This is a genomic window from Bradyrhizobium sp. MV1.5 (assembly GCF_055807615.1).
Genome location: NZ_JBVVPL010000019.1, coordinates 1 through 21,038 on the forward strand (window position 1 = coordinate 1; position 21,038 = coordinate 21,038).

23 protein-coding genes are annotated in these 21,038 nt (G+C 64.3%); 13 read left to right on the plus strand and 10 right to left on the minus strand.

The features are described from left to right. From AC0L2J_RS18855 to flaF, 4 genes are all read left to right on the plus strand, one after another. Positions 1 to 396 (plus strand): flagellin (locus AC0L2J_RS18855; RefSeq protein WP_473393000.1); only part of this gene is annotated, 396 nt, incomplete at its 5' end. Between the two features lie 326 nt (positions 397 to 722). Then, on the plus strand, positions 723 to 3,002 hold the full coding sequence (locus tag AC0L2J_RS18860; RefSeq protein WP_473393004.1) for a DUF1522 domain-containing protein: 2,280 nt from the start codon (positions 723 to 725) through the stop codon (positions 3,000 to 3,002). A 215-nt stretch (positions 3,003 to 3,217) separates the two neighbouring features. After that, entirely contained in the window at positions 3,218 to 5,506 is a 2,289-nt protein-coding gene (locus AC0L2J_RS18865) for a DUF1522 domain-containing protein (RefSeq protein ID WP_007612321.1), read from the plus strand. Between the two features lie 290 nt (positions 5,507 to 5,796). After that, positions 5,797 to 6,165 (plus strand): flagellar biosynthesis regulator FlaF, encoded by a 369-nt coding sequence (gene flaF / locus AC0L2J_RS18870; RefSeq protein WP_007612319.1) that lies wholly within the window; start codon positions 5,797 to 5,799, stop codon positions 6,163 to 6,165. Between the two features lie 143 nt (positions 6,166 to 6,308). On the opposite strand, the gene AC0L2J_RS18875 is transcribed toward flaF, so the two are convergent. From AC0L2J_RS18875 to AC0L2J_RS18890, 4 genes are all read right to left on the minus strand, one after another. Beyond that, positions 6,309 to 6,668, minus strand: coding sequence for a hypothetical protein (locus AC0L2J_RS18875; protein WP_027518930.1), 360 nt, complete (start codon positions 6,666 to 6,668; stop codon positions 6,309 to 6,311). 159 nt (positions 6,669 to 6,827) lie between these two features. Beyond that, entirely contained in the window at positions 6,828 to 7,325 is a 498-nt protein-coding gene (locus AC0L2J_RS18880; RefSeq protein ID WP_063995717.1) for a hypothetical protein, read from the minus strand. An 11-nt stretch (positions 7,326 to 7,336) separates the two neighbouring features. Beyond that, entirely contained in the window at positions 7,337 to 7,702 is a 366-nt protein-coding gene (gene flgJ, locus AC0L2J_RS18885) for a flagellar assembly peptidoglycan hydrolase FlgJ (RefSeq protein WP_063995718.1), read from the minus strand. Next, positions 7,702 to 8,826, minus strand: a complete 1,125-nt coding sequence (locus AC0L2J_RS18890; RefSeq protein WP_007602120.1) for a flagellar basal body P-ring protein FlgI — start codon at positions 8,824 to 8,826, stop codon at positions 7,702 to 7,704. The genes flgJ and AC0L2J_RS18890 overlap by 1 nt, the downstream gene beginning before the upstream one ends. 270 nt (positions 8,827 to 9,096) lie before the next feature. On the opposite strand from AC0L2J_RS18890, the gene AC0L2J_RS18895 reads away from it, so the two are divergent. Next, the gene (locus AC0L2J_RS18895) at positions 9,097 to 9,510 is read left to right on the plus strand and encodes a flagellar assembly protein FliX (protein ID WP_007612313.1); all 414 of its coding nucleotides are present in this window, start codon (positions 9,097 to 9,099) and stop codon (positions 9,508 to 9,510) included. 4 nt (positions 9,511 to 9,514) lie between these two features. Here the strand turns inward: AC0L2J_RS18895 and AC0L2J_RS18900 are convergent, their stop codons facing one another. Further along, positions 9,515 to 9,886 (minus strand): winged helix-turn-helix transcriptional regulator, encoded by a 372-nt coding sequence (locus tag AC0L2J_RS18900; protein WP_473393010.1) that lies wholly within the window; start codon positions 9,884 to 9,886, stop codon positions 9,515 to 9,517. Positions 9,887 to 10,034: 148 nt separating this feature from the next. Here AC0L2J_RS18900 and AC0L2J_RS18905 point away from each other — a divergent pair, with 148 nt between their 5' ends. Continuing rightward, a complete protein-coding gene (locus tag AC0L2J_RS18905; protein WP_473393015.1) occupies positions 10,035 to 10,646 on the plus strand; it encodes an NAD(P)-dependent oxidoreductase in 612 nt (203 codons plus the stop codon). A gap of 215 nt (positions 10,647 to 10,861) precedes the next feature. Continuing rightward, entirely contained in the window at positions 10,862 to 11,227 is a 366-nt protein-coding gene (gene dksA, locus AC0L2J_RS18910; protein ID WP_008554760.1) for an RNA polymerase-binding protein DksA, read from the plus strand. Positions 11,228 to 11,511: 284 nt separating this feature from the next. Here dksA and AC0L2J_RS18915 read toward each other — a convergent pair whose 3' ends face one another. Continuing rightward, on the minus strand, positions 11,512 to 11,910 hold the full coding sequence (locus tag AC0L2J_RS18915) for a winged helix-turn-helix transcriptional regulator (RefSeq protein ID WP_473393017.1): 399 nt from the start codon (positions 11,908 to 11,910) through the stop codon (positions 11,512 to 11,514). 95 nt (positions 11,911 to 12,005) lie between these two features. Between AC0L2J_RS18915 and AC0L2J_RS18920 the strand changes: the two genes are divergently transcribed. Continuing rightward, positions 12,006 to 13,034, plus strand: a complete 1,029-nt coding sequence (locus AC0L2J_RS18920; protein ID WP_473393019.1) for an SDR family oxidoreductase — start codon at positions 12,006 to 12,008, stop codon at positions 13,032 to 13,034. Between the two features lie 95 nt (positions 13,035 to 13,129). Then, positions 13,130 to 13,909, plus strand: coding sequence for a 2-keto-4-pentenoate hydratase (locus AC0L2J_RS18925; RefSeq protein WP_007612306.1), 780 nt, complete (start codon positions 13,130 to 13,132; stop codon positions 13,907 to 13,909). Between the two features lie 295 nt (positions 13,910 to 14,204). Here AC0L2J_RS18925 and flgH read toward each other — a convergent pair whose 3' ends face one another. The 4 genes from flgH to flgF are packed head-to-tail and all read right to left on the minus strand — an operon-like array spanning position 14,205 to position 17,692. Beyond that, entirely contained in the window at positions 14,205 to 14,972 is a 768-nt protein-coding gene (gene flgH, locus AC0L2J_RS18930; protein WP_063995720.1) for a flagellar basal body L-ring protein FlgH, read from the minus strand. Positions 14,973 to 14,975: 3 nt separating this feature from the next. Next, complete coding sequence (flgA, locus tag AC0L2J_RS18935; RefSeq protein ID WP_473393025.1) at positions 14,976 to 16,115, minus strand: flagellar basal body P-ring formation chaperone FlgA; 1,140 nt, start codon at positions 16,113 to 16,115, stop codon at positions 14,976 to 14,978. A 10-nt stretch (positions 16,116 to 16,125) separates the two neighbouring features. Beyond that, on the minus strand, positions 16,126 to 16,914 hold the full coding sequence (flgG, locus tag AC0L2J_RS18940; protein ID WP_007612302.1) for a flagellar basal-body rod protein FlgG: 789 nt from the start codon (positions 16,912 to 16,914) through the stop codon (positions 16,126 to 16,128). A 16-nt stretch (positions 16,915 to 16,930) separates the two neighbouring features. Beyond that, positions 16,931 to 17,692 carry a flagellar basal-body rod protein FlgF gene (gene flgF, locus AC0L2J_RS18945; protein WP_007612301.1) on the minus strand — a complete coding sequence of 254 codons (762 nt, stop codon included), beginning with the start codon at positions 17,690 to 17,692 and terminating at the stop codon, positions 16,931 to 16,933. A 380-nt stretch (positions 17,693 to 18,072) separates the two neighbouring features. Here flgF and fliL point away from each other — a divergent pair, with 380 nt between their 5' ends. From fliL to AC0L2J_RS18965, 4 genes are read left to right on the plus strand one after another with little or no spacing between them, the layout of a single operon-like run. Further along, positions 18,073 to 18,573, plus strand: a complete 501-nt coding sequence (gene fliL, locus AC0L2J_RS18950) for a flagellar basal body-associated protein FliL (protein WP_473393034.1) — start codon at positions 18,073 to 18,075, stop codon at positions 18,571 to 18,573. Between the two features lie 19 nt (positions 18,574 to 18,592). Next, entirely contained in the window at positions 18,593 to 19,795 is a 1,203-nt protein-coding gene (gene fliM, locus AC0L2J_RS18955; RefSeq protein ID WP_007602134.1) for a flagellar motor switch protein FliM, read from the plus strand. Continuing rightward, positions 19,792 to 20,238, plus strand: coding sequence for a DUF6468 domain-containing protein (locus AC0L2J_RS18960; protein ID WP_007612299.1), 447 nt, complete (start codon positions 19,792 to 19,794; stop codon positions 20,236 to 20,238). Before fliM ends, AC0L2J_RS18960 begins: the two co-directional genes overlap by 4 nt. 9 nt (positions 20,239 to 20,247) lie before the next feature. Further along, positions 20,248 to 21,006: a MotE family protein gene (locus tag AC0L2J_RS18965; RefSeq protein ID WP_007612293.1), complete on the plus strand. Its 759-nt coding sequence runs from the start codon at positions 20,248 to 20,250 to the stop codon at positions 21,004 to 21,006. Positions 21,007 to 21,038 lie beyond the last annotated feature (32 nt).

The window sequence follows — 21,038 nt, forward strand, 5'->3', positions numbered from 1 at the left end:
AAGCTGGTGTTCGACGAGACCGGCAAGTCGAACCTGAGCATCACGGGCGTGACCTACAACTCCAAGGGTCTCGGCCTGGCCTCGCTGACCAGCGGTGTCGATTTCATCGACAACGCCGCCACCAACAAGGTGCTGACCAATCTGAACTCGGCGTCGAGCACGCTGCGTTCGGAAGCGTCGAGCCTTGGTTCAAACCTCACGATCGTGCAGGTGCGTCAGGACTTCAACAAGAACCTGATCAACGTGCTGCAGACCGGTTCGTCGAACCTGACCCTGGCCGACACCAACGTCGAAGCCGCCAACAGCCAGGCGCTGTCGACCCGCCAGTCCATCGCGGTCTCCGCGCTGTCGCTGGCCAACCAGTCGCAGCAGAGCGTGCTGCAGCTGCTCCGCTAACAAGCGGACGACATCTTAAGACGACTATGGCGGCGGGGCTTCGGCCCCGCCGCTTTTTTTGTTTCGTCATTTGTCATTCGAGCAGCCACGCAGCGCTCCAAAAAGTAACCAGCGGTTATGGTTAATGGAGAGTAAGCGCGGATAAAAGCCAATGATTTCAGGCTGATTGCCGGCCGGGACCACGCCTTCCCCGCGCTTATGGTGAACCCGCGCTTAATGCGGGCGCGTGTCGTTTCACCCTTTGTTAGCCATGTCGCGGCACGCTGTCCCCGTCACTCGATCCGAAGCGATCGAACGAAGACGCGTAAACCAGAAGGGTAAGAGTCATGTCCGGTATTGTTCTCTCTGCGTCGGTTCGTCAGAACCTGCTGTCTCTCCAGTCCACCGCCGACCTCCTCGCCACCACACAGAACCGTCTGTCGACCGGCAAGAGCGTCAACTCGGCCCTGGACAATCCCACCAACTTCTTCACGGCACAGTCGCTCGACAACCGCGCCAGCGACATCAACAATCTGCTCGACGGTATCGCCAACGGCGTGCAGGTGCTGCAGGCCGCCAACACCGGCATCACCTCGCTGCAGAAGCTGATCGACTCTGCGAAGTCGATCGCCAACCAGGCGCTGCAGACCACCGTCGGCTACTCCACCAAGTCCAACGTCTCCACCACCATCGCGGGTGCGACGGCCGCCGACCTGCGCGGCACGACCTCCTTTGCCAGCGCGACCGCGAGCAGCAACGTGCTCTATAACGGCACGGCCGGCGGCACCACGGCCGCAACCGGCACCACGACGCTCGGCGCCACCATCGGCTCCTTCGCCAGCACCGGCGCAACGGCCGGCGACGGCACCACGGCGCTGACCGGCACCATCACGCTGATCGCGACCAACGGCACCACCGCAACCGGCCTGTCCGGCAACGCCCAGCCTGCCGACGGCGACACGCTGACCGTGAACGGCAAGACCATCACCTTCCGCTCGGGCTCGGCTCCGGCTTCGACCGCGGTTGCGTCCGGTTCGGGCGTCAGCGGCAATCTCGTCACCGACGGCAGCGGCAACACCACCGTCTATCTCGGCACCGCGGGCACCCCGGCTGCGAACGTCAACGATCTGTTGACCGCAATCGATCTGGCCAGCGGCGTGAAGACGGTGTCCATCACCGCGGGTGCAGCGACGTTCGCCACCAGCGTCGGCCAGACCGCCTCAACCGCTGCCGGCGGCGCCGTCACGCTGAAGAGCTCGACGGGTGCGGATCTGAGCGTCACCGGCAAGGCCGACCTGCTCAAGGCTCTCGCCCTGACGACATCTTCCGGTGCAGGCAATGCGAGCGTGTCCGTCAACCGAACCACGAGCGCGGCCTCGCTGGGTGCAACCCTTACGGACGGTTCGTCGCTCAACGTCGATGGTCACACCATCACCTTCAAGAACGCGCCGACCCCGGGTTCGACCGGTGCTCCGAGCGTTCCGAGCGGGTATGGTGCGAACGGTGCGGTCGTCACCGACGGTAACGGCAACTCGACCGTCTATCTGCAGTCCGGCACCGTTGCCGACGTACTGAAGGCGATCGACCTTGCCACCGGCGTGCAGACCGCGACGATCAACGCCAACGGCACGGCGACGCTTGCGACCGCAACAGGCCAGTCGAACTCGACGATCAATACGTCCGGTCAGCTCAAGCTCTCGACCGGCATCAACGCCGATCTGTCGATCACGGGCTCAGGCAACGCACTGAATGTATTCGGGCTGGCCGGCAACACCGGCAGCGCGTCGGCATTCACCGCGGCGCGCACCTCTGGTGTCGGCGGCATTGCCGGCAAGACCTTGACCTTCTCCGCCTTCAACGGCGGCACGGCGGTCAATGTCACCTTCGGCGACGGCACCAACGGCACGGTCAAGACGCTCGATCAGCTCAACACGCAGCTTCTGGCCAACAACCTGGCTGCCACGATCGACGCCAACGGCCGGCTGACCATCACCGCGTCCAACGACTACGCGTCTTCGACGATCGGTTCGACCGTCGCAGGCGGTGGCATCGGCGGCTCGCTGACTTCGGCGCTGACCTTCTCGACGGCTTCCAGCCCCGTCCAGGATGCGGTTGCACAGACGGCTCGTGCGAACCTGGTGTCTCAGTACAACAACATCCTGAACCAGATCGACACGACCTCGCAGGACTCCTCGTTCAACGGCGTCAACCTCTTGAACGGCGACCAGCTCAAGCTGGTGTTCGACGAGACCGGCAAGTCGAGCCTCAACATCACCGGCGTGACCTACAACTCCAAGGGTCTCGGCCTCGCTGCCTTGACCGTCGGTGTCGACTTCATCGACAACGCCGCGTCCAACCGCGTGCTGACCAACCTGAACGCCGCGTCGAGCACGCTGCGGTCGGAAGCCTCAGCGCTCGGTTCGAACCTCTCGGTGGTGCAGGTGCGTCAGGACTTCAACAAGAACCTGATCAACGTGCTGCAGACCGGTTCGTCCAACCTGACCCTGGCCGATACCAACGTCGAGGCGGCCAACAGCCAGGCGCTGTCGACCCGCCAGTCGATCGCGGTCTCCGCGCTGTCGCTGGCCAACACCTCGCAGCAGAGCGTGCTCCAGCTGCTCCGCTAAATAGCTGGTATCACTGAATAAAATAAGAGCGGCGGGGCCATTTGTCCCGCCGCTTTTTTGCGTCCGGAGGCGGGCAGGGACGTTCACCGCCCATTAACCCTATCCCTTAAACCGGCGTTAACCATACTTTAAAGGACAGCCTCTAAGACTGGACAAAAGCCCGCTTCCAAGACCGCGCGGCCGATTCGTACCTGGTTCAAGAGGAAGACTCGCCAATGTCCAACATCGTTCTCTCGGCGTCCGTTCGCCAGAACCTGTTGTCGCTGCAGTCGACGGCCGACTTGCTGGCCACGACGCAGGAGCGGCTGTCGACCGGTAAGAAGGTCAACACGGCGCTCGACAATCCCACCAACTTCTTCACGGCCCAGGGGTTGGACAACCGGGCGAGCGACATCGGCAACCTGCTGGATGGCATCAACAACGGTGTGCAGGTGCTCCAGGCCGCCAACACCGGCATCACCTCGCTGCAGAAGCTGATCGACAGCGCCAAGTCGATCGCCAACCAGGCGCTGCAGACCACGGTCGGCTATTCCACCAAATCGAACGTCTCCACCACGATTCCCGGTGCGACGCCCGCCGACCTCCGCGGCACGACCTCCTATGCGAGCGCGACCGCCAAGAGCAACGTGCTCTATACCGGCGCAGCCGGTGGCGTGACCCCGGTCACGGGAACCGCCGCGCTCGGCGCCTCGCTGGGCTCAAACGCAGGCACGAATGTCGGGTTTGCCGCGACCGCGGCCGACGGCACGACTGCACTCTCCGGTACCACTACGCTGGTCGGCACCACGGCATCCACCACCTTCGGCGCGGCGCCCGCGGACGGCGACACCATCACGGTCAACGGCAAGACCATTACCTTCCGCACCGGTGTTGCCCCGGCGACGCAGCCGACCGGCTGGGGCCTCAACCCCAGCGGGCACATCGCCACCGATGGTAACGGCAATTCGATCGTCTACGAGGGAACGCCGACTGCGCCCGGCGCGACTGTCAACGACGTCCTCAGCGCGATCGACCTCGCCAGCGGCGTCAAGACCGCGGCAATCAGTGCAGGCGCGGCAACCATCACGGTCAGCGGCTCGGCCGGTCCGGTCGGCACGCTGCAGGTGGCATCGTCCGTCACGGGCGGCCAGGTCACGCTGAAGAGTTCGACCGGCGCCGATCTGAGCCTGACGGGCAAGGCCGACTTTCTCAACAAGCTGGGTCTGACCGCGGCGACCGGCGCAGGCAATGCGAGCGTGACCGCGGACCGATCGACCACCGCGGGCTCGCTCGGCTCGCTCGTTCAGGACGGCTCGACGCTGAACATCGACGGCCACACCATCACGTTCAAAAACGCCCAGTCGCCCCAGTCGGCGTTGAGCGTGACCTCCGGCGGCGTCAACGGCAACATCGTCACCGACGGCAACGGCAATTCGACCGTCTACCTCCAGAGCGCGACCCTCACCGACCTGCTCAACTCGATCGACCTCGCCACCGGCGTCAAGACCGCCAGCATCTTCAACGGCGCGGCGACGCTGCAGACCACCGCGGGCCAGATCCCCTCGTCCGTCAACAGCAGCGGTCAGCTTGCGCTCTCCACCGGCATCAATGCCGACCTGTCGATCACCGGCACCGGCAACGCGCTCAACGCGTTCGGTCTCAGCGGCAATACGGGCACGGCGACCGCTTTCGCCGCGGCGCGCAACTCCGGTGTCGGCGGTGTCAGCGGCAAGACGCTGACCTTCACCTCCTTCAACGGCGGCACGCCGGTCAACGTCACCTTCGGCGACGGCACCAACGGCACGGTCAAGACGCTCGACCAGCTCAATGTGCAGCTTCAGGCCAACCACCTGACGGCGACGATCGACGCCAACGGCGTGCTGACGGTCACCACCGTCAACGAGTACGCATCCTCGACCCTCGGCTCGAGTACCGCCGGCGGTACGGTCGGCGGTACACTCACCGGCGTGCTGGCCTTTACCACCGCGCAGCCCCCGATTCAGGATCCCGTCGCGCAGACCGCGCGCTCCGGCCTGGTCAGTCAGTTCAACAACATCCTGGCGCAGATCGACACGACGTCGCAGGACTCGTCCTTCAACGGCGTCAACCTGCTCAACGGCGACACGCTGAAGCTGGTCTTCAACGAGAACGGCAGTTCGACGCTCGGCATCAACGGCGTCGTGTTCAACGCGGCCGGCCTCGGTCTCAGCAATCTCGTTCCGGGCACGGACTTCATCGACAACGGTGCCACCAACAAGGTGCTGGCCAGCCTGAATGCCGCCTCGAGCACGCTGCGCTCCGAGGGGTCTTCGCTCGGTTCGAATCTGTCGATCGTGCAGGTGCGTCAGGACTTCTCCAAGAACCTGATTAACGTTCTGCAGACCGGCTCGGCCAACCTGACGCTGGCCGACACCAACGAGGAAGCGGCGAACAGCCAGGCGCTGTCGACCCGCCAGTCGATCGCGGTCTCCGCGCTGTCGCTGGCCAACCAGTCGCAACAGAGCGTGTTGCAGCTGCTCCGCTAATTCGCGGCGCAAGATCACTCATCGATTTCGCGGCGGGGCTAACGCTCCGCCGTTCATTTTAGGGAGATCCCTAAGGCAGGATTAGCTGAGATCGACGCACACCACGCGTGACGTGTTTACAGCGTGCACATGCGCGTCTAGCTTCACGATGACGAAGAACTCCGAGACCCGTAATAATCCGGAGTGCTTCCAAGCACACATGTAAGCAAATCTTAAGCGGTGCTGCCTAGGGTCAGGAAAGAAATCCTTAAGCGCGTTCAACGGGCTAGGTAACCTCCAGGGTGTGATTGATGTCGAATTCCGCTGCCTCGGCCTACGCGCGTGTTGCAACGACCACCGCATCTCCTCGCGACATCGAAGCGCAGACCCTGCTCAAGGCCGCGAACAAGCTTCAGGATGCGATCAACAGCGCCGAGCCGTTCAGCGAGCAGACCACGCAGGCGCTGATGTTCAATCGCAAGCTCTGGACGATTTTCTTGAGCGAGGCCATGCGCGAGAACAATCCGCAGCCGATCGACGTCCGGCAGAAGATCGCCAACATCAGCGTGTTCGTGCTGAGCCAGACCGCCGCGCTGCAGATGAGCCCGCAGTTCGATCACTTCCGTCCGCTGATCGAGATCAACCGCAATATCGCCGCTGGTCTGTCCGGCCGTCCGTGATCGAGCACGGCTCGTTCCGCTTCGGCAACATCAAGTTCATGCTGACGGATACCGGCAAGGCGCAGATCAAGAACGTCGTTACCGGTCCACCGACCGGTTCGAGCGATCTCGATGTTGCCGTTGCGAGGCTCGACGCCCGATGGTCAGGCGCTGCGGTCCGTGCTGGCCGGACGCGAGGGCTCGGATTTCAAATCCTGCGCATGGAAATAGGCCCGCCGGCGCAGCATTGCTTCGTCGGGGAACTGGTTGACGACCGCGTCGGTCCTGTCGTTGACGACCTGGAAGACGAACGACGCCGCCGCCTGGTCGAACACGACCTGGCGTGAGACGTTCTCGTTGCTTCGCAAATCATTGCGTGCAGGCGCGCTCGCATCGCCAGCGGCCACTGTCTGGCTCACCGGCAGATCGGTTTGCACGGCCTCGTTCGCCGCCGCATTCGACGTCGTTACGATCTGCACGGCGACCGGTATCCCCACCGGCCTGATGCTGAAATCTGTACTCATGGCAGCCTCCTGGTTGCCTCACGTGAGTCAAATCCCAACCCCTCTCAATACGCAACCATGGAACACCGGGATTGAACATCCGGTAAGGAAACGTGCCTAACCGCGCGACGATGTTGTCGCGCGGTTTTTCGTAAAATTGTCGCTTGTTGTTGCGCGCGCTCAGAGCGAGCGGCTGACCGCGAGCGGCGTGATGTGGCGCGGGCCGGGCGTGGCGCGTCGTCCCGCGGCCGTGTAGGTGTTCGGCACGTTGCGCTTCTGGATCTCGGCGTTGACGCCGCGCACGACGCTCTCCGACACCGCGTGAGCGGTTGCGAGCACGGTGAGGTTGACCTGGAGCATCGCGCGGAATGCATCGTGGTGCCGATGTAGCGTCGAGAGCAGCTCGGGCGCGGATTTGGCGAGCTGGGCCTGGTTCGCCTTCAACTGGGTGACGGCGCCGACATAGTTTCGCGACAGCTCCTGCTTCTTGCTCCCGAGGGTCATCGCCTCGCGGACCTGGCCGGCGCGCACGAGCTCGGTCTCGCGCTCGATCAGACCGAGCAGGGCACTCATCGCATCCATCAACTGCTCGGCGATCTTGCGCGCCTCGGCGCTGCCGGGTGCGGTGTTCGGGCGCTGCGCTTGCACCGGCTGACGCGAGGCGTTGAAGTGGTTCATCTCGTTTGACCTTATGCCGTGCGGATCGTTTTTGCCTGCTGCATGATCAGGGTGCGATAGACGTCGGTGGCGATGCCGACGCCGCCGGCGTTGGCGAAGTTCTTGGAATATTGCTCGGTCAGCATCGAGCGCCACACGCCGGTGCCAGGCGTGTCGCCGAACGGGCCTTCGCCCTTCAGGCCCGAGGTCATCTGCGAGAACATGCTGTTGAGGAACATCGCCTCGAAATCGGTGGCGATCTTCTGCGCCTTGGCCTGCTGCTTCGGCGAGACTTTTTGCAGTGCCGCCGCGAGATCGAAGTCCGGCCGGCCGTTGCGGCTCTCTACCGAGAAGGCGGAGCTGGCGACCCGTGCGGTGTTGACCATGCCGGTTTGCATCACATCACCTCGATGTCGGCTTCGATCGCACCGGCGGCCTTGATCGCCTGCAGGATGCTGATGAGATCGCGCGGGCCGATGCCGAGACCGTTGAGGCCGTCGACGAGCTGCTGAAGCGAGACGCCGTCCTTGACGACGGCAAACTTCTTGCCGTCCTCGGTGACGCTGACGCTGCTGCGCGGTGCGACCACGGTCCGCCCCCGCGACAGCGGGTTGGGCTGGCTGACCTGCGGGCTCTCGGAGATCGTGACGGTGAGGTTGCCCTGTGCGACCGCAACGGTGGCGACGCGGACGTCGCGACCCATCACGATGATGCCGCTGCGTTCGTCGATGATGATCTTGGCGGCGAGATCCGGATCGACCTGGAGCTGCTCGATCTCGGTGAGAAAGGCGACGACGTTACCCTTGAACTCCGGCGGGATCGCAAGCTGCACGGTCGATGGGTCGATCGGCTCGGCGGTCTTGACGCCGAGATAGTCGTTGATCGCGGCGGCGATCCGCTTGGCCGTGGTGAAGTCGGCATTGCGCAGCGCAAGCCGGACGTTCGGCAGGCGATTGAGCGCGAACTCGATCTCGCGCTCGATGATGGCACCGTTGACAATGCGTCCGACGGTCGGCACGCCACGCACGATTTTCGCCGCCTCGCCCTCGGCCTGGAAGCCGGAGATCGCGAGCGAGCCCTGTGCGACCGAATAGACATTGCCGTCGGCGCCGAGGAGGGGGGTGACGAGCAGGGTGCCGCCCTGGAGATTCTTGGCGTCGCCGAGCGCGGAGACGGTGACGTCCATGCGCGTGCCCTGGGTGGCGAAGGCCGGCAGATTGCCTGTCACCATCACGGCGGCGACGTTGCCGGTGCGGATGGTGGCGCCGCGGATGTTGACGCCCATGCGCTCGAGCATCGCTTGCAGCGACTGCTTGGTGAAGGGGATGTTGTTGAGGGTGTCGCCGGTGCCGTTGAGGCCGACGACGAGGCCGTAGCCGATGAGCTGGTTCTGCCGCACGCCTTCGATGTTGGCGAGATCCTTGATGCGCGATGTCGCGCTTGCAGAATTGACCGAGAGCACCAGCGCTGACAGCGCGGCGCAGGCCACCCCCACAAGTCTCACCCAACGAACGCTTGGCATCCTCTGCTCCCCGAGGCTCCTCAAATCAAAGGACCATCACGACACTCCCATGACGAGCTGGTCCGACGCTGTCCTTGCGAGCGCTGTGCCAACTCGGGGCAGCGGGGGTAGGTAGCTGAATTGGTTGAATAAATCTGTTTCGAGCGACCTCAGCCTGTGTTGTCCCTGAGGAGCGAAACTGCCGCCTGTCGGCAGATTTTGCCGGGCTGTTTACGGGCCGTTAACCATAAAACGGCGAATGTGGCGCATCGATCACCCGGATTGCTTCCGATGCGCATCTACGGACCGAACGGCACCACGCTTGGAACGCCGGCCAACCAGGCTAGGCGGACGAGCTCCGGCGGCTTCGTGCTACCCGACACCTCGTCGGCGCCGGAGACGCGAGGCGCCGCCGCACCGAAGGCGGCCGCCAACATCGACGGGCTGCTGGCGCTGCAAGGCATCGAGGAGGATCCGGTCGAGCGTCGCAAGCGCTCGGTCGTGCGCGGAAAGACCGCGCTCGACGTGCTGGACGATCTCAAGATGGGACTTCTCTCAGGCAAGCTCGACGCCTCGACCGTGATGCGGCTGCGTGACGCTGCGGCGAACCTGAAATCGTCCTCCGGCGATCCGGGCCTGGATTCGGTGCTGTCCGAGATCGAGCTGCGCGTCGAGGTCGAGCTCGCCAAGGCCGGGCAGGCGTAGCGTCTTACGCCGCTTCATCCTTCAACTGCGCGTCGTAGCGGCTCTGGGCGGCGAGCACGTCTTTCAGATTCTGTTCGGCCCAATCGCGCAGCGGATCGACGGCGGCGGCGAGCGTCACGCCGAGCTGCGTAATCGAGTATTCCACGGTCACCGGCACGGTTGCGATGGCGTGACGCTTGATCAATCCGTCGCGCTCGAGCGACTTGAGAACCTGGCTCAGCATCTTCTGCGAAATGCCTTCGATCGTCCGGCGCAACTGATTGAAGCGCATCGGCTCCTCGCGCAGCAGCAGGAGGATCAGCACCGCCCATTTGTCGCCGACGCGGTCGAGGATCTGTCGCGTGGGGCAGTTCGCTGCATAGACGTCTGGCTTCATCGTCGGGTCCTCACGATCCATTCCGCTCATTTGCCGGCGCCGCCGGTAACTCCTGTGTAATCAGGTAAGCACAAAGTGCTCTCTTAACACCAGCGATCTTTGCGATATCTAGTCACCGATAGTTACCAAAGAAGCAAAGGAGCCTTCCATGAAAATCGCAGTTGCCGGCGCCTCGGGCCGGGCCGGGTCGGAGATCACCAAGGAACTGTCCCGCCGCGGCCACGCGGTCACGGCCATCGCCCGCAACCCCGAGAAGATCGCGGCGCTGCCGGACGTCAACCCGACCAAAGGGGACGTGCTCGACCAGTCCGGCCTCTCCAAGCTGTGGGCCGGGCATGATGTCGCCGTGAGTTCCGTGCACTTCCTGGCCAGCGACGCGCTCAAACTGATCGGCGCGGCCAAGGACTCCAGGGTCGGTCGTTACCTCGTCGTCGGCGGAGCCGGCAGCCTGGAGGTCGCTCCGGGCGTCAAACTGGTGACAACTCCCGGTTTTCCGGCTCAGTACAAGGCTGAGGCGGAGGCAGGTTCGGGCTTTCTCGACCTGCTGCGGCAGGAAAAGGAGCTGAACTGGACCTTCATCTCGCCGTCGGCCCTGTTCATCGAGGGGGAGCGCACCGGCAAGTTCCGGCTTGGGACCGATCAGCTTCTCGCAGATGCGAGCGGGAAGAGCTGGATCAGCTTCGCGGATTACGCCATCGCGCTCGCCGACGAGATCGACCGGCCGGCCCATGAGAGGCAGCGTTTCACGGTCGGCTACTAGGCCGTCGGCCGCTCCCGGGCCCTCCAGGATAAACCTTCCTGTGCAAGGGCTTGGGGGCGCCGGTCGGGCGATCAGGGAAACATTGTCTGTCACAGGAGGCCGCTATATAACGCCCCGCTCAGCGGACCCTGTTCCGCGAACGAGTCGTTGCTTAGACAGATAGGCCGCCCTTGGAAAAGTTGAAAAACTACCGACCGACCGAAAAAGAGCCTTTCATGAACGACAGGCAGAAGGAGTACTTCCGCTTGAAGCTCCTCGCCTGGAAGGATGAGATCCTCAAAGAGTCCAAACTCACCCTGCAGGCCCTGCAGGAGGAGAACGTGAACCACCCCGATCTCGCCGATCGGGCATCGTCCGAAACCGACCGCGCCATCGAACTCCGTGCCCGCGACCGCCAGCGCAAGTTGATCGCCAAGATCGACGCCGCGCTCCAGCGTATCGAGGACAACACCTACGGCTATTGCGAGGACACCGGCGAGCCGATCTCGTTGAAGCGGCTCGAGGCCCGTCCCATCGCGACGCTCTCGGTGGAGGCGCAGGAGCGCCACGAGAAACGCGAGAAGGTCTATCGCGACGAATAGAGTCCGAGCCGCAGCGATGCGGCTCTTTGTTTTTTGAACGCAAGGCGCGCCTTTTCGCGCCGTGATCGGCGTTTTGCCTGTCGCTTGCAACCGCGCGTTCGGCGCGCGAGCGCAATCACGAAAAGTGAATCGCGATCAATGGGCTAGACTCAACTCCTCCGAGCTCACGTGAGTTCGGATGAGAAACAGCCTTCACTTCAGGTGCGGGACGTTTTGCGAGTCGCATCAAGGACATCAACTCGAGTGTTGAGGCACTGATCCAGCAGCTTCACGCCTTGCTGCAATCAGGCCTGATGCGACGCTGCAAGGCGCGCATCCCCATAAAGCCTGGACCAGCTCAATATTTCCTTAAACGCCGGCAGCAGGCCGTAAGCCGCATCCGTCAGCCCGTACTCGACCCGCAGCGGCTTCTCCGAGAAGGCGGTGCGCGACACCAGCCCGTCCTGCTCGAGCTCGCGCAGCTGCACGGTCAGCATGTGCTGGGTGATACCGCCGATCGATCGTCGCAAAGCGCCGAAACGAACCGCGCCGTTCATCAGCGCGAACAGGATCTCCAGTTTCCATTTGCCGCCGAAGGCATGGATGGTTCGCTTGAAGTCGGCGAGCAGGATGGGGTCGGGGCTGCAATCGCAGTCGCCCTCGCAAATGCTGGTCAGGTTTTCCATACCGGTCTCGAAATCCATTCTACTTGTTCGGCAGCAGATAGTGACCAGATGCGGCGCTGGGCAGGGCCTGCGCGGAACCAATTCGCCGGTCCCGAGCAAAGGGAAATTTGACAATGAGCACCGTTCTGGTCACCGGCGGATCCGGCTTCGTCGGCATTCATGTCGTCCTGCAACTTCTGGCCGCCGGCCACGAGGTTCGGACGACGGTGCGCCGGCCGGACCGGAAAGCCGAGGTGCGGGCGATGCTGTGCGAGGGCGGCGCGGCCTCGCCCGACAGCCTGTCCCTCTTCACCGCGGACCTCACGGCAGACCAAGGCTGGCGCGAGGCAGTTGCGGGCTGCGACTACGTGCTGCATGTCGCTTCGCCCTTGTCGACCAGCGTGCCCGCGGACGAGAACGAGATGATCATCCCGGCCCGGGACGGCACGCTGCGGGTGCTGCGTGCCGCACGGGAGGCCGGCGTCAGGCGCGTCGTCATCACCTCGTCGCTGGGCGCGATCGGTTACGGCCATCCGCCGCGCGACAAGCCGTTCGACGAGTCCGACTGGACTAATCTCGACGGCGCCGATGTGCAGCCCTACGTCAAGTCCAAGACATTGGCCGAGCGGGCGGCCTGGGACTTTGTCGCGCGGGAGGGCGGCGGGCTCGAATTGTCCGTCGTCAACCCCGCCGGCATTTTTGGCCCCGTACTGGGGCCGGATTTCTCCGGCTCGATCGAAATTGTCAAATCGCTGCTCGACGGCGCGGTGCCGGCGGTGCCGCGGGTCTATTTCGGCGTGGTGGACGTGCGCGACGTCGCCGACCTGCACCTGCGGGCGATGACGGCGCCCGAGGCCAACGGCGAGCGCTTCATCGCAGCCTCCGGCGCGACGATGTCGATCCTCGACATCGCCAAGTTGCTGCGGGAGGAACTCGGACCGGCCGCGCGCCGGGTTCCTCGGCTCCAAGCTCCGGACTGGCTGGTGCGGCTCGCCGCGAACCGGATTCCGCTGTTGCGCGCCGTGGTGCCGATGCTCGGAAGGGTCAGGCATTCCACCAGCGTCAAGGCCAGGTCGCTGCTCGGCTGGCAGGCCCGTTCCAACGATGAAGCGATCCTCGCGACGGCCGAGAGCCTGATTCGGCTCGGCTTGGTCAAGGACTGAGGGCACCCTTGGCCGTTCTTCGGCCCGCGCTTGTCACGCCCCGGCCGGGATGCTGAAGTGCCGCCCCTGATTGCGTAGCGTGGGAGCCGGCGCCGATGGACAGAATTCTCGCAGCCGCAAAGGCGATCGCGCTGGCGCGCCGCAACCATGCGCCGCTCGCGGCGCTCGAAGTTCCTCCCGCCGATGAAGCCGAGGGCTATCAGGTCCAGCGCGCGCTGCACGATCTGCTGCTGCCGCATGCGGGCCCGCTTGTCGGCTACAAGATCGGCTGCACCAGCCAGGTGATGCAGGATTACATCGGCATTCCACACCCATGCGGCGGCGGCGTGTTCCAGAAGGGCGTGCACGACAGCGGCGTGCGGCTCGCCGCTGCCGACTATGTCCGCGTCGGCGTCGAGTGCGAGATCGCGGTGCGGTTGAAGCGCAATCTCGCCGCCGGCGAGGCGCCGTTCACGGCCGAATGGGTCGGCGAAGCCGTCGAGGCCTATCATCCCGCGATCGAGATCGTCGACGACCGCTATGTGAAGTGGGAAACGATGGGGGCGCCGACGTTGATCGCCGACGATTTCTTCGCCGCCGGCTGCGTGCTGGGCGAGGTCGTGCCGCGCTCGTCGGTGCCGGACCTGAAGGCCGTCAAAGGCCGCGCCATCGTCAACGGCGAGGAGGTCAGCCACGGCACCGGCGCCGACGTGCTCGGCCATCCCCACAACGCACTCGCCTGGCTCGCCAACCATCTCGCCGCCGAGGGCAAGGGTCTTCACGCGGGACAGCTCGTTCTCACCGGGAGCCTGGTGAAGACGCTGTGGCTGAAAGCCGGCGACAAGGTGCGGATGGAGCTGGACGGGCTGGGGACGGTGGAGGCGGAGTTTACTTAGGCGCCGCGGTACTCCCCGCAGTCATTCCCCGCGAAGGCAGGGAATCCAGGATGCCGCGGCTTCTCGGCTCATCACTGACGTCTCGAAATACCGGATCGCCCGCCTTCGCGGGCGATGACAGTTGAGAGGGCGGAGAGGGGGATAGCGGCGTCGCTACAATCGCGCGTGCCTGAGCGCTGTATGCAGCCATCGCCAAAATACATGCGGCCCTCGCCAGGGGAGCTAGCGAGGGCCGCGTCGTACATCGTCGTCCGCGCCTAGATTCGCGAACACGATGTGGGAGCTCGGGAGAAGGCTAGAAGGGCAGCAGCACGTCCATGACTTGCTGGCCATAGCGCGGTTGCTGCACGTCCATGATCTGGCCGCGGCCGCCGTAGGCGATGCGCGCCTGCGCGATCTTGGTGGAATCGATCGTATTGTCGCTCTGGATGTCTTCGGGGCGGACGATGCCGGCGACGATGAGCTCGCGGATCTCGTAGTTGACGCGGATCTCCTGCTTGCCTTCGACCACAAGGTTGCCGTTGGGCAGGACCTGGGTGACGACAGCGGCGACGTTGGTCTGCAACGCCTCCTTGCGGTCCACGCTTCCTTTGCCCTCGCTGGACGCGGTCGAGTCAGCGGTGAGGATGCGGCCGGGCAACACCTTCTGCGCTTGGGCGCCCAATGTCTTGGCGCCGATGAAGTCGGTGATTCCGGAGTCTTCCTTGTTGGTGCGGCTACGCTGGGTGTCGTTTTCGATATTGGCCTTGTCGGTGATGTTCACGGCCACTGTCAGGATGTCGCCGACCTGATGGGCGCGCTGGTCCTTGAAGAAGGCGCGGCTGCCGCTGCGCCACAGCGAGTTCGGATTGTAGGAGGCGACTTCCGGCTTCGGCATCGGCATCTGCACCGGCTTGTAACCGGGCTGCGTCGTCGGATTATCGATCGCCGACAATTTCGGCTGCTCGCCGATCTGCGACAAACGGTCGATCGAGGAGCAGCCGCTCGCCAGCGCGCAAGTCGCCAGCAGCAGGGCAGAGATCGCGATGCGACGGAGACGAAAAGCCGAACTGAACCTGGACATGACTTACTCTGACTTGGCTGGAGCTTGCGAGACGCGAACTTGCGGGATCTGGGCTTGCGCGATCTGGGCCGGGGATGCCGGGGTCTGGACCAGGTTCCGGACGAGGGCTGCGGTATCGACGGGGGCGGGCGCCTCGTCGCGCTTGAGCGAGGAGGTCTGCTCGACCGCGGCCGGCATCGGCGCGGCCTGGCTGGCGCCCTGGACCGTCACCTGGCCGCGGCCGGTGACGACGCCGCTCAGGGTGCGCTTAGTCTGCAGGTTGAGCACGCTGATGGTGTCGCCCTCGGCGCCGCTCTCGATCGCCTTGCCGCGTGTGGTGAGATAGATTCCGGGGACCTGGTAGATGACGGTGACGTTCTGGTCGCGCTGCACGAAGTCGGGCTTGACGATGTCGGCGACGCGGATCGGCGTCCCCGCCCGCATCGGCCGGCGGAGTTGCATGCCGAGCGTGCGATCGCGCGAGGCGGCCTCACCGATGACCTCGGCCTTCGGCCGGCGCTCCATGGCGACGTCGGACGCCTTCAGGAGATCGACGCGATCGATATCGCGCGTCAGCACCGCCACTTCCACCGTTTCGATCGCGGTGCCGGTGAAACGCAGCTTGGTCGGTGCCGGATTGTTGTCGTTGTTGATCTCGAACGCGATGTCGAAACGGCCGCTGCGGGCGTCGTAGCGGGTTGCGACCGGCTGCAGTGCGCCGGTGTTGGAGGCATCCAACCGCATGTCGGCGATGCCACGGTCGAACGTGACGGTGATGTTGGCGGCATCGCCAAGCCCGAAGCGGCGCTCGAGCGCCGAGGCGACCGCGGTTTCGAGGTCCTTGTTCGCCAGCGTGCGGGCGAGACGGGTGACCTGGACCTCCTTGATTTCCCCGGTCATCACGCCGATCACCTGCTTTGCGCGCAACACCGCCAGCACCTGCGCGACCGGCAGCGCACCGGTGGTGCCGAGATCGGGCGAGCGGTAGAGCGGGATCAGCGCGGCCGAGCCGGCGTTGTCGATGAGATCGCCGACCCGCACCACGTCCGAGGTCACGGTGATGCTCGCGCGCAGCGTCGGCGTCGCGATGAAGTCGTCGGCGGCCCGTGCGGGCAGCGCCAGCACGAGGAGAGCGGAGATGGTGGCGAGGGTGGTGCGGATCATCGTCATCACCTCAGCGGAACAGCGCCGTGGTCGACTGCATCATCTGGTCGGCGGCGCTGATCACCTTGGCGTTCATCTCGTAGGCGCGCTGGGCGGCGATCAGGTCGCTCATTTCCGAGACGACGTCGACATTGGCCTGCTCGAGGCTGCTCTGGGTGATGTTGCCGAAACCTTCGGAGCTCGCGGTACCATCCTGCGGCGGGCCGGAGGAGGGCGTCTCCGTGAACTGATTGTTGCCAACCGGCTGGAGGCCGGCCTTGTTGATGAATCGGGTCAGGCCGATCTGGCCCTGGACGGCCGAGGTCGACGAACCCGGCAGCGTCACCGAGACCTGGCCCTGCACGTTGATGGTAAGCCCCGAGGCGTTGTTCGGGATCGTGATCGTCGGTTGCACCGGGTTGCCCTGCGCGGTGACGATGCGCCCCTGATTGTCCATCTGGAAGGTGCCGTCGCGGGTGTACTGGTAGCTGCCGTCGGGCATCAGGATCTTGAAGAAGCCTTCGCCCGTGATGGCCACGTCGAGGTCGTTGCCGGTCTGCGACAGTGTGCCCTGGGTCATGCTGCGCGGGGTGCCGACGGTCTTGACGCCGCCGCCGATGTCGACGCCGACCGGCAGGATGGTGCCCTGGTCGGACGACTGGGCGCCGACGCGGCGGACGTGTTCGTAGATCAGGTCCTGGAACGCCGCGGTCTGCTTCTTGAATCCGGTGGTGCGCAGGTTGGCGATGTTGTTGGAGATCACCTGAACGTTGAGTTCCTGTGCCGCCATTCCGGTTGCTGCGGTGTGAAGCGCCTGCATGTCAGTTCTCCCTCAATCAGGCCGGAACGTCGGCGAGCTTCTCGATCGCCGATTTGTGCATGTCACTCTGCTGCTGGAGCAGGTTGGCGATGGCGGTGTAGCTGCGCATGACTTCGACCATGCGGCTCATCTCACCGACCGAGTTCACGTTCGACTTCTCGACATAGCCCTGCTGCACAGTCGACTTGGTGTCGGCCTGCGGGACGGCGGAGCCGATGTCGTAAAGGTTGGCGCCGAGCTTGGTCAGCTTGGCCGCATCGTCGAACGAGGCCATGCGGATCTTGCCGCGGATGGAGTCGTTCTTGGCCGTGCCCTCGAGTACCGTGACGGTGCCGTCCGGCGCGACGTTGATGTCGTGGTCGGTCGGCTGGAAGGTGATCGGGCCGCTGGTGCCCAGCACGAGGTTGCCGTCGGAGGTGACGAGCTGGCCGGTGCTGTTGAGCGAGAATTTGCCGTCGCGGGTGTAGCGCTCGGCGCCATTGGCCTGAACCGCGAAATAGGCGTTGCCGCTGATCGCCATGTCGAGCGGATTTTTGGTCGGCTCCATCGGCCCCTGGCCGACGTCGCGGAAGGTGCCGCGGTCCTGCACATAGGAGACCCGGCGGTCGGAGGCGACGAAATTGTCCTCACGCGCGTTGGAGTTGAGGTACTCCTCGAACAGCGAATGATCGGCCTTGAAGCCGTTGGTGTTGGCGTTGGCGACGTTGTTGGCGATGACATCCATCTGCCGTTCCAACGTCATCTGTCGTGACAAGCCGATCAGAAGCGCGTTCTGCATCGGAAATCTCCCCTGAGTGAGATCCGCCAGCTCGCTCTCCCAAGCGCATTGGCCGATCCCGTGAACGAGACCTCGGGTTCTCCCAAACCTTGGGTCTCGGTCCTTTCTCAGCGAAACTCGTGCCAAGCAGAAATATCGCGCGATTTCAATATCTTGTCTGTTTTTCGAGGGCGCGGGGAGGCGGCAGAAAGGGTCTGTTAGCCATGTTTGCCCGGCAGATTTTTCCTAGCGAAGGCCCAATGGAAAGGTTCCGTTAACCATTATTACCGTAGCGTTTGCGGGTAAGAGGAGCACTGCGCTGGGGCATTTGTATCGCGTCATTGTCTGCCAGGAGCTTCGCTCTTTCGACCCTTTTTGAGAGATGAGCGAGCGCGGCGATCATGGCAGAGAATGAAGCGGAAGGTGGCGCAGCCACTGAGGGCGCGGCAGCCGCTCCGCCCAAGAACAAGTTCAAGCTGATGATCATGGTGGTGGGCCTGCTCGCCGTTCTCGGCGGCGGCGCCGCGACCTGGTTCTTCTTTTTCCGTCACGGCGACGACGAGCATCACGCCGAGGCGGCGCCTCCGCCGAAGCCGCCGTCTTTCGTCGAGGTTCCCGACATCATGGTCAACCTCGCCGGCGCGCCGGGCGAGCGCGTGCAATATCTGAAGCTCAAAATCGTGCTGGAGCTGAAGGAAGAGAAGCAGGTCGAGGCGATCAAGCCGACGATGCCGCGCATCACCGACATCTTCCAGACCTATGCGCGCGAGCTGCGCTCCTCCGACCTCAACGGTTCCGCCGGCATCTTCCGCCTCAAGGAGGAGCTGACCAAGCGCGTCAACGCTGCGGTCGCTCCGGTCCAGGTCAGCGCGGTGCTGTTCAAGGAAGTCGTGATCCAGTGAGCATGACGGGCTAGGGATCATGGCAGGCACCGACCAACCAGACCAGGATGCAATTGCCGCCCAATGGGAGGCCTCGCTCGATTCCGAGGATCCCGCCGAGGCCGCGAAGGCTGCTGCCGAAAACGAACTCTCCGAGACCATGGCCCTGCAATGGGCGGCCATGGTCGAGGATGGCAGCCGCGATCTCGGCGCGGGCAAGAATTCCGGCGAACGGGTGCTGTCGCAGGAGGAGATCGACAACCTCCTCGGCTTCGCGGTCGGCGACGTCACGCTCGACGACCATTCCGGCATTCGCGCCATCATCGATTCGGCGATGGTCTCCTACGAGCGTCTGCCGATGCTCGAAATTGTCTTCGACCGCCTGGTGCGGTTGCTGACGACCTCGTTACGCAATTTCACCTCCGACAACGTCGAAGTCTCGCTCGACCGTATCACCTCGGTGCGCTTCGGCGACTACATGAACTCGATCCCGCTGCCCGCCGTCCTCACCGTCTTCAAGGCCGAAGAGTGGGACAATTTCGGCATGGCCGTGGTCGATTCCAGCCTGATCTACTCGATGATCGACGTGCTGCTCGGCGGCCGCCGCGGCTCGAGCCAGCTGCGCATCGAGGGCCGGCCCTACACCACGATCGAGACAGAGCTGGTCAAGCGGCTCGTCGAAGTCGTCATGACCGATGCCGAACAGGCGTTCCGGCCGCTGTCGCCGGTGACCTTCACCATCGACCGGCTCGAGACCAACCCGCGTTTCGCCGCGATCAGCCGTCCTGCCAACGCCGCGATCCTGGTGCGGCTGCGCATCGACATGGAAGATCGCGGCGGCAACATCGAGCTCCTGCTGCCTTACGCGACCATCGAGCCGATCCGGGGCGTCCTGCTCCAGATGTTCATGGGCGAAAAGTTCGGCCGCGACCAGATCTGGGAAGGCCATTTCGCCACCGAGATCGTCCAGGCCGAGATCTCCGTCGACGCTGTGCTCTACGAAGCCGACATTCCGCTCAAGCAGTTGATGCGGCTGAAGGTCGGCGACACGCTGCCGCTGGACATGCGCGCGGATGCCAACGTCACCGTCCGCTGCGGCGACGTCACCATCACCGAAGGACGCATGGGCCGGGTCGGCGACCGCGTCGCGATACGGGTGACGAAACCCTTGCGCAAGCCAAGTACGACACTTGCGATGTTCGAAAAGGTCGACGAGCAGAACAAGATGATGGAGGCCCCATGAACCACTCCCTGGGAATGGCGATCGAGACGCTGGTGGCTATCCTGCTGATGCTGACCATCGTCTACTGCGTCACGCTCAACAAGCGGCTGACGCGGCTGAAGGCGGACGAGCATTCGCTGAAGGCGGTCATCGGCGAGCTGATCACCGCAACCGAGATCGCCGAGCGCGCGATCGGCGGGTTGAAGCTCGCCGTGCGCGACGTCAACGAGAACCTCGGCAGCCAGCTTGCGTCGGCGACCCAGATGTCCGAGCAGCTCTACAAGCAGCTCGGCGAAGCCGACAACGTGGTGCGGCGGCTGTCCAAGATCGCGATCGCCGCGCGCCCCGTGACGAACCCGGAAACGGTCGCCGCGCCCGCTGCCAAGCCCTCGTCGGCGAAGGCGGTGGCGGCTGCGGCCGAAGCCTTCTCCGAACGTCGACGATCCAACGGTCTTGCCGCATAAAGTCAGGGTATGAAGTCTTTTCGCAACATCCGCGTCATTCCGATCGTGCTGGTTGCCGTCGCCGGCCTCGCCACGCTGAAGGTGGCGGGCCTCGTGCTCAATGGCGGCTATGTCTTCGACTACAAGCCGAGCCCGACCAAGAAGTCCTGGGCGCAGGAGAATCTGAACTTCCCGGCGAGCCGCGAGGATCCCGACATCACCGGCTCGACCCATGGCGCGCCGAAGGAGGCGCCGAAGCCGGCCGCACCCGACACCAAGTCCGAAGGCGCCGCGGTCAAGGAGGAAGCCCAGCCGCAGATCTCCGCCTCGGAGCGCGCGATCCTGGAACGCCTGCAGTCGCGCCGCCAGGAGATCGAGGCCCGCCAGCGCGAGATCGACATCCGCGAGAGCCTGTTGAAATCCGCCGAGAAGCGCATCGAAAACAAGGTCGAGGAGATGAAGGCGGTAGAAACCCGTATCTCCGCGACGCAGGCCGAGCAGAAGGCCGCCGAAGCCCAGCGCATGAAGGGCCTCGTGACGATGTATGAGGGCATGAAGCCCAAGGACGCGGCGCGGGTCTTTGACCGGCTCGAGATGGGCGTGCTGATCGAGATCGCCTCGCAGATCGCGCCGCGAAAAATGTCGGACATCATGGGACTGATGTCCCCGGAAGCCGCTGAGCGGCTGACGGTCGAGATGGCCCGTCGGGCCAATGGCGGCGGCGATCAGTCCGCCTCGGCCGGCGAGCTGCCCAAGATCGACGGCAAGCCGACGCAAAAGCCGAATTGAGGGCTCATACTTAAGAAGTCCTTAATTGCCAA

Bases quoted from the DNA above. Each gene is read 5' to 3' on its own strand.
- AC0L2J_RS18875 (WP_027518930.1), bottom strand. From the start codon at position 6,668: ATGAGTACAGATTTCAGCATCAGGCCGGTGGGGATACCGGTCGCCGTG.
- flgA (WP_473393025.1), bottom strand. From the start codon at position 16,115: ATGATCCGCACCACCCTCGCCACCATCTCCGCTCTCCTCGTGCTGGCG.
- AC0L2J_RS18965 (WP_007612293.1), top strand. From the start codon at position 20,248: ATGAAGTCTTTTCGCAACATCCGCGTCATTCCGATCGTGCTGGTTGCC.
- AC0L2J_RS18895 (WP_007612313.1), top strand. From the start codon at position 9,097: ATGCGCATCTACGGACCGAACGGCACCACGCTTGGAACGCCGGCCAAC.
- fliL (WP_473393034.1), top strand. From the start codon at position 18,073: ATGGCAGAGAATGAAGCGGAAGGTGGCGCAGCCACTGAGGGCGCGGCA.
- AC0L2J_RS18920 (WP_473393019.1), top strand. From the start codon at position 12,006: ATGAGCACCGTTCTGGTCACCGGCGGATCCGGCTTCGTCGGCATTCAT.
- flgG (WP_007612302.1), bottom strand. From the start codon at position 16,914: ATGCAGGCGCTTCACACCGCAGCAACCGGAATGGCGGCACAGGAACTC.
- flgH (WP_063995720.1), bottom strand. From the start codon at position 14,972: ATGTCCAGGTTCAGTTCGGCTTTTCGTCTCCGTCGCATCGCGATCTCT.
- AC0L2J_RS18865 (WP_007612321.1), top strand. From the start codon at position 3,218: ATGTCCAACATCGTTCTCTCGGCGTCCGTTCGCCAGAACCTGTTGTCG.
- flgJ (WP_063995718.1), bottom strand. From the start codon at position 7,702: ATGCAAACCGGCATGGTCAACACCGCACGGGTCGCCAGCTCCGCCTTC.
- AC0L2J_RS18900 (WP_473393010.1), bottom strand. From the start codon at position 9,886: ATGAAGCCAGACGTCTATGCAGCGAACTGCCCCACGCGACAGATCCTC.
- AC0L2J_RS18880 (WP_063995717.1), bottom strand. From the start codon at position 7,325: ATGAACCACTTCAACGCCTCGCGTCAGCCGGTGCAAGCGCAGCGCCCG.
- fliM (WP_007602134.1), top strand. From the start codon at position 18,593: ATGGCAGGCACCGACCAACCAGACCAGGATGCAATTGCCGCCCAATGG.
- flaF (WP_007612319.1), top strand. From the start codon at position 5,797: ATGTCGAATTCCGCTGCCTCGGCCTACGCGCGTGTTGCAACGACCACC.
- AC0L2J_RS18905 (WP_473393015.1), top strand. From the start codon at position 10,035: ATGAAAATCGCAGTTGCCGGCGCCTCGGGCCGGGCCGGGTCGGAGATC.
- dksA (WP_008554760.1), top strand. From the start codon at position 10,862: ATGAACGACAGGCAGAAGGAGTACTTCCGCTTGAAGCTCCTCGCCTGG.
- AC0L2J_RS18925 (WP_007612306.1), top strand. From the start codon at position 13,130: ATGGACAGAATTCTCGCAGCCGCAAAGGCGATCGCGCTGGCGCGCCGC.
- AC0L2J_RS18915 (WP_473393017.1), bottom strand. From the start codon at position 11,910: ATGGATTTCGAGACCGGTATGGAAAACCTGACCAGCATTTGCGAGGGC.
- AC0L2J_RS18960 (WP_007612299.1), top strand. From the start codon at position 19,792: ATGAACCACTCCCTGGGAATGGCGATCGAGACGCTGGTGGCTATCCTG.
- AC0L2J_RS18860 (WP_473393004.1), top strand. From the start codon at position 723: ATGTCCGGTATTGTTCTCTCTGCGTCGGTTCGTCAGAACCTGCTGTCT.
- flgF (WP_007612301.1), bottom strand. From the start codon at position 17,692: ATGCAGAACGCGCTTCTGATCGGCTTGTCACGACAGATGACGTTGGAA.
- AC0L2J_RS18890 (WP_007602120.1), bottom strand. From the start codon at position 8,826: ATGCCAAGCGTTCGTTGGGTGAGACTTGTGGGGGTGGCCTGCGCCGCG.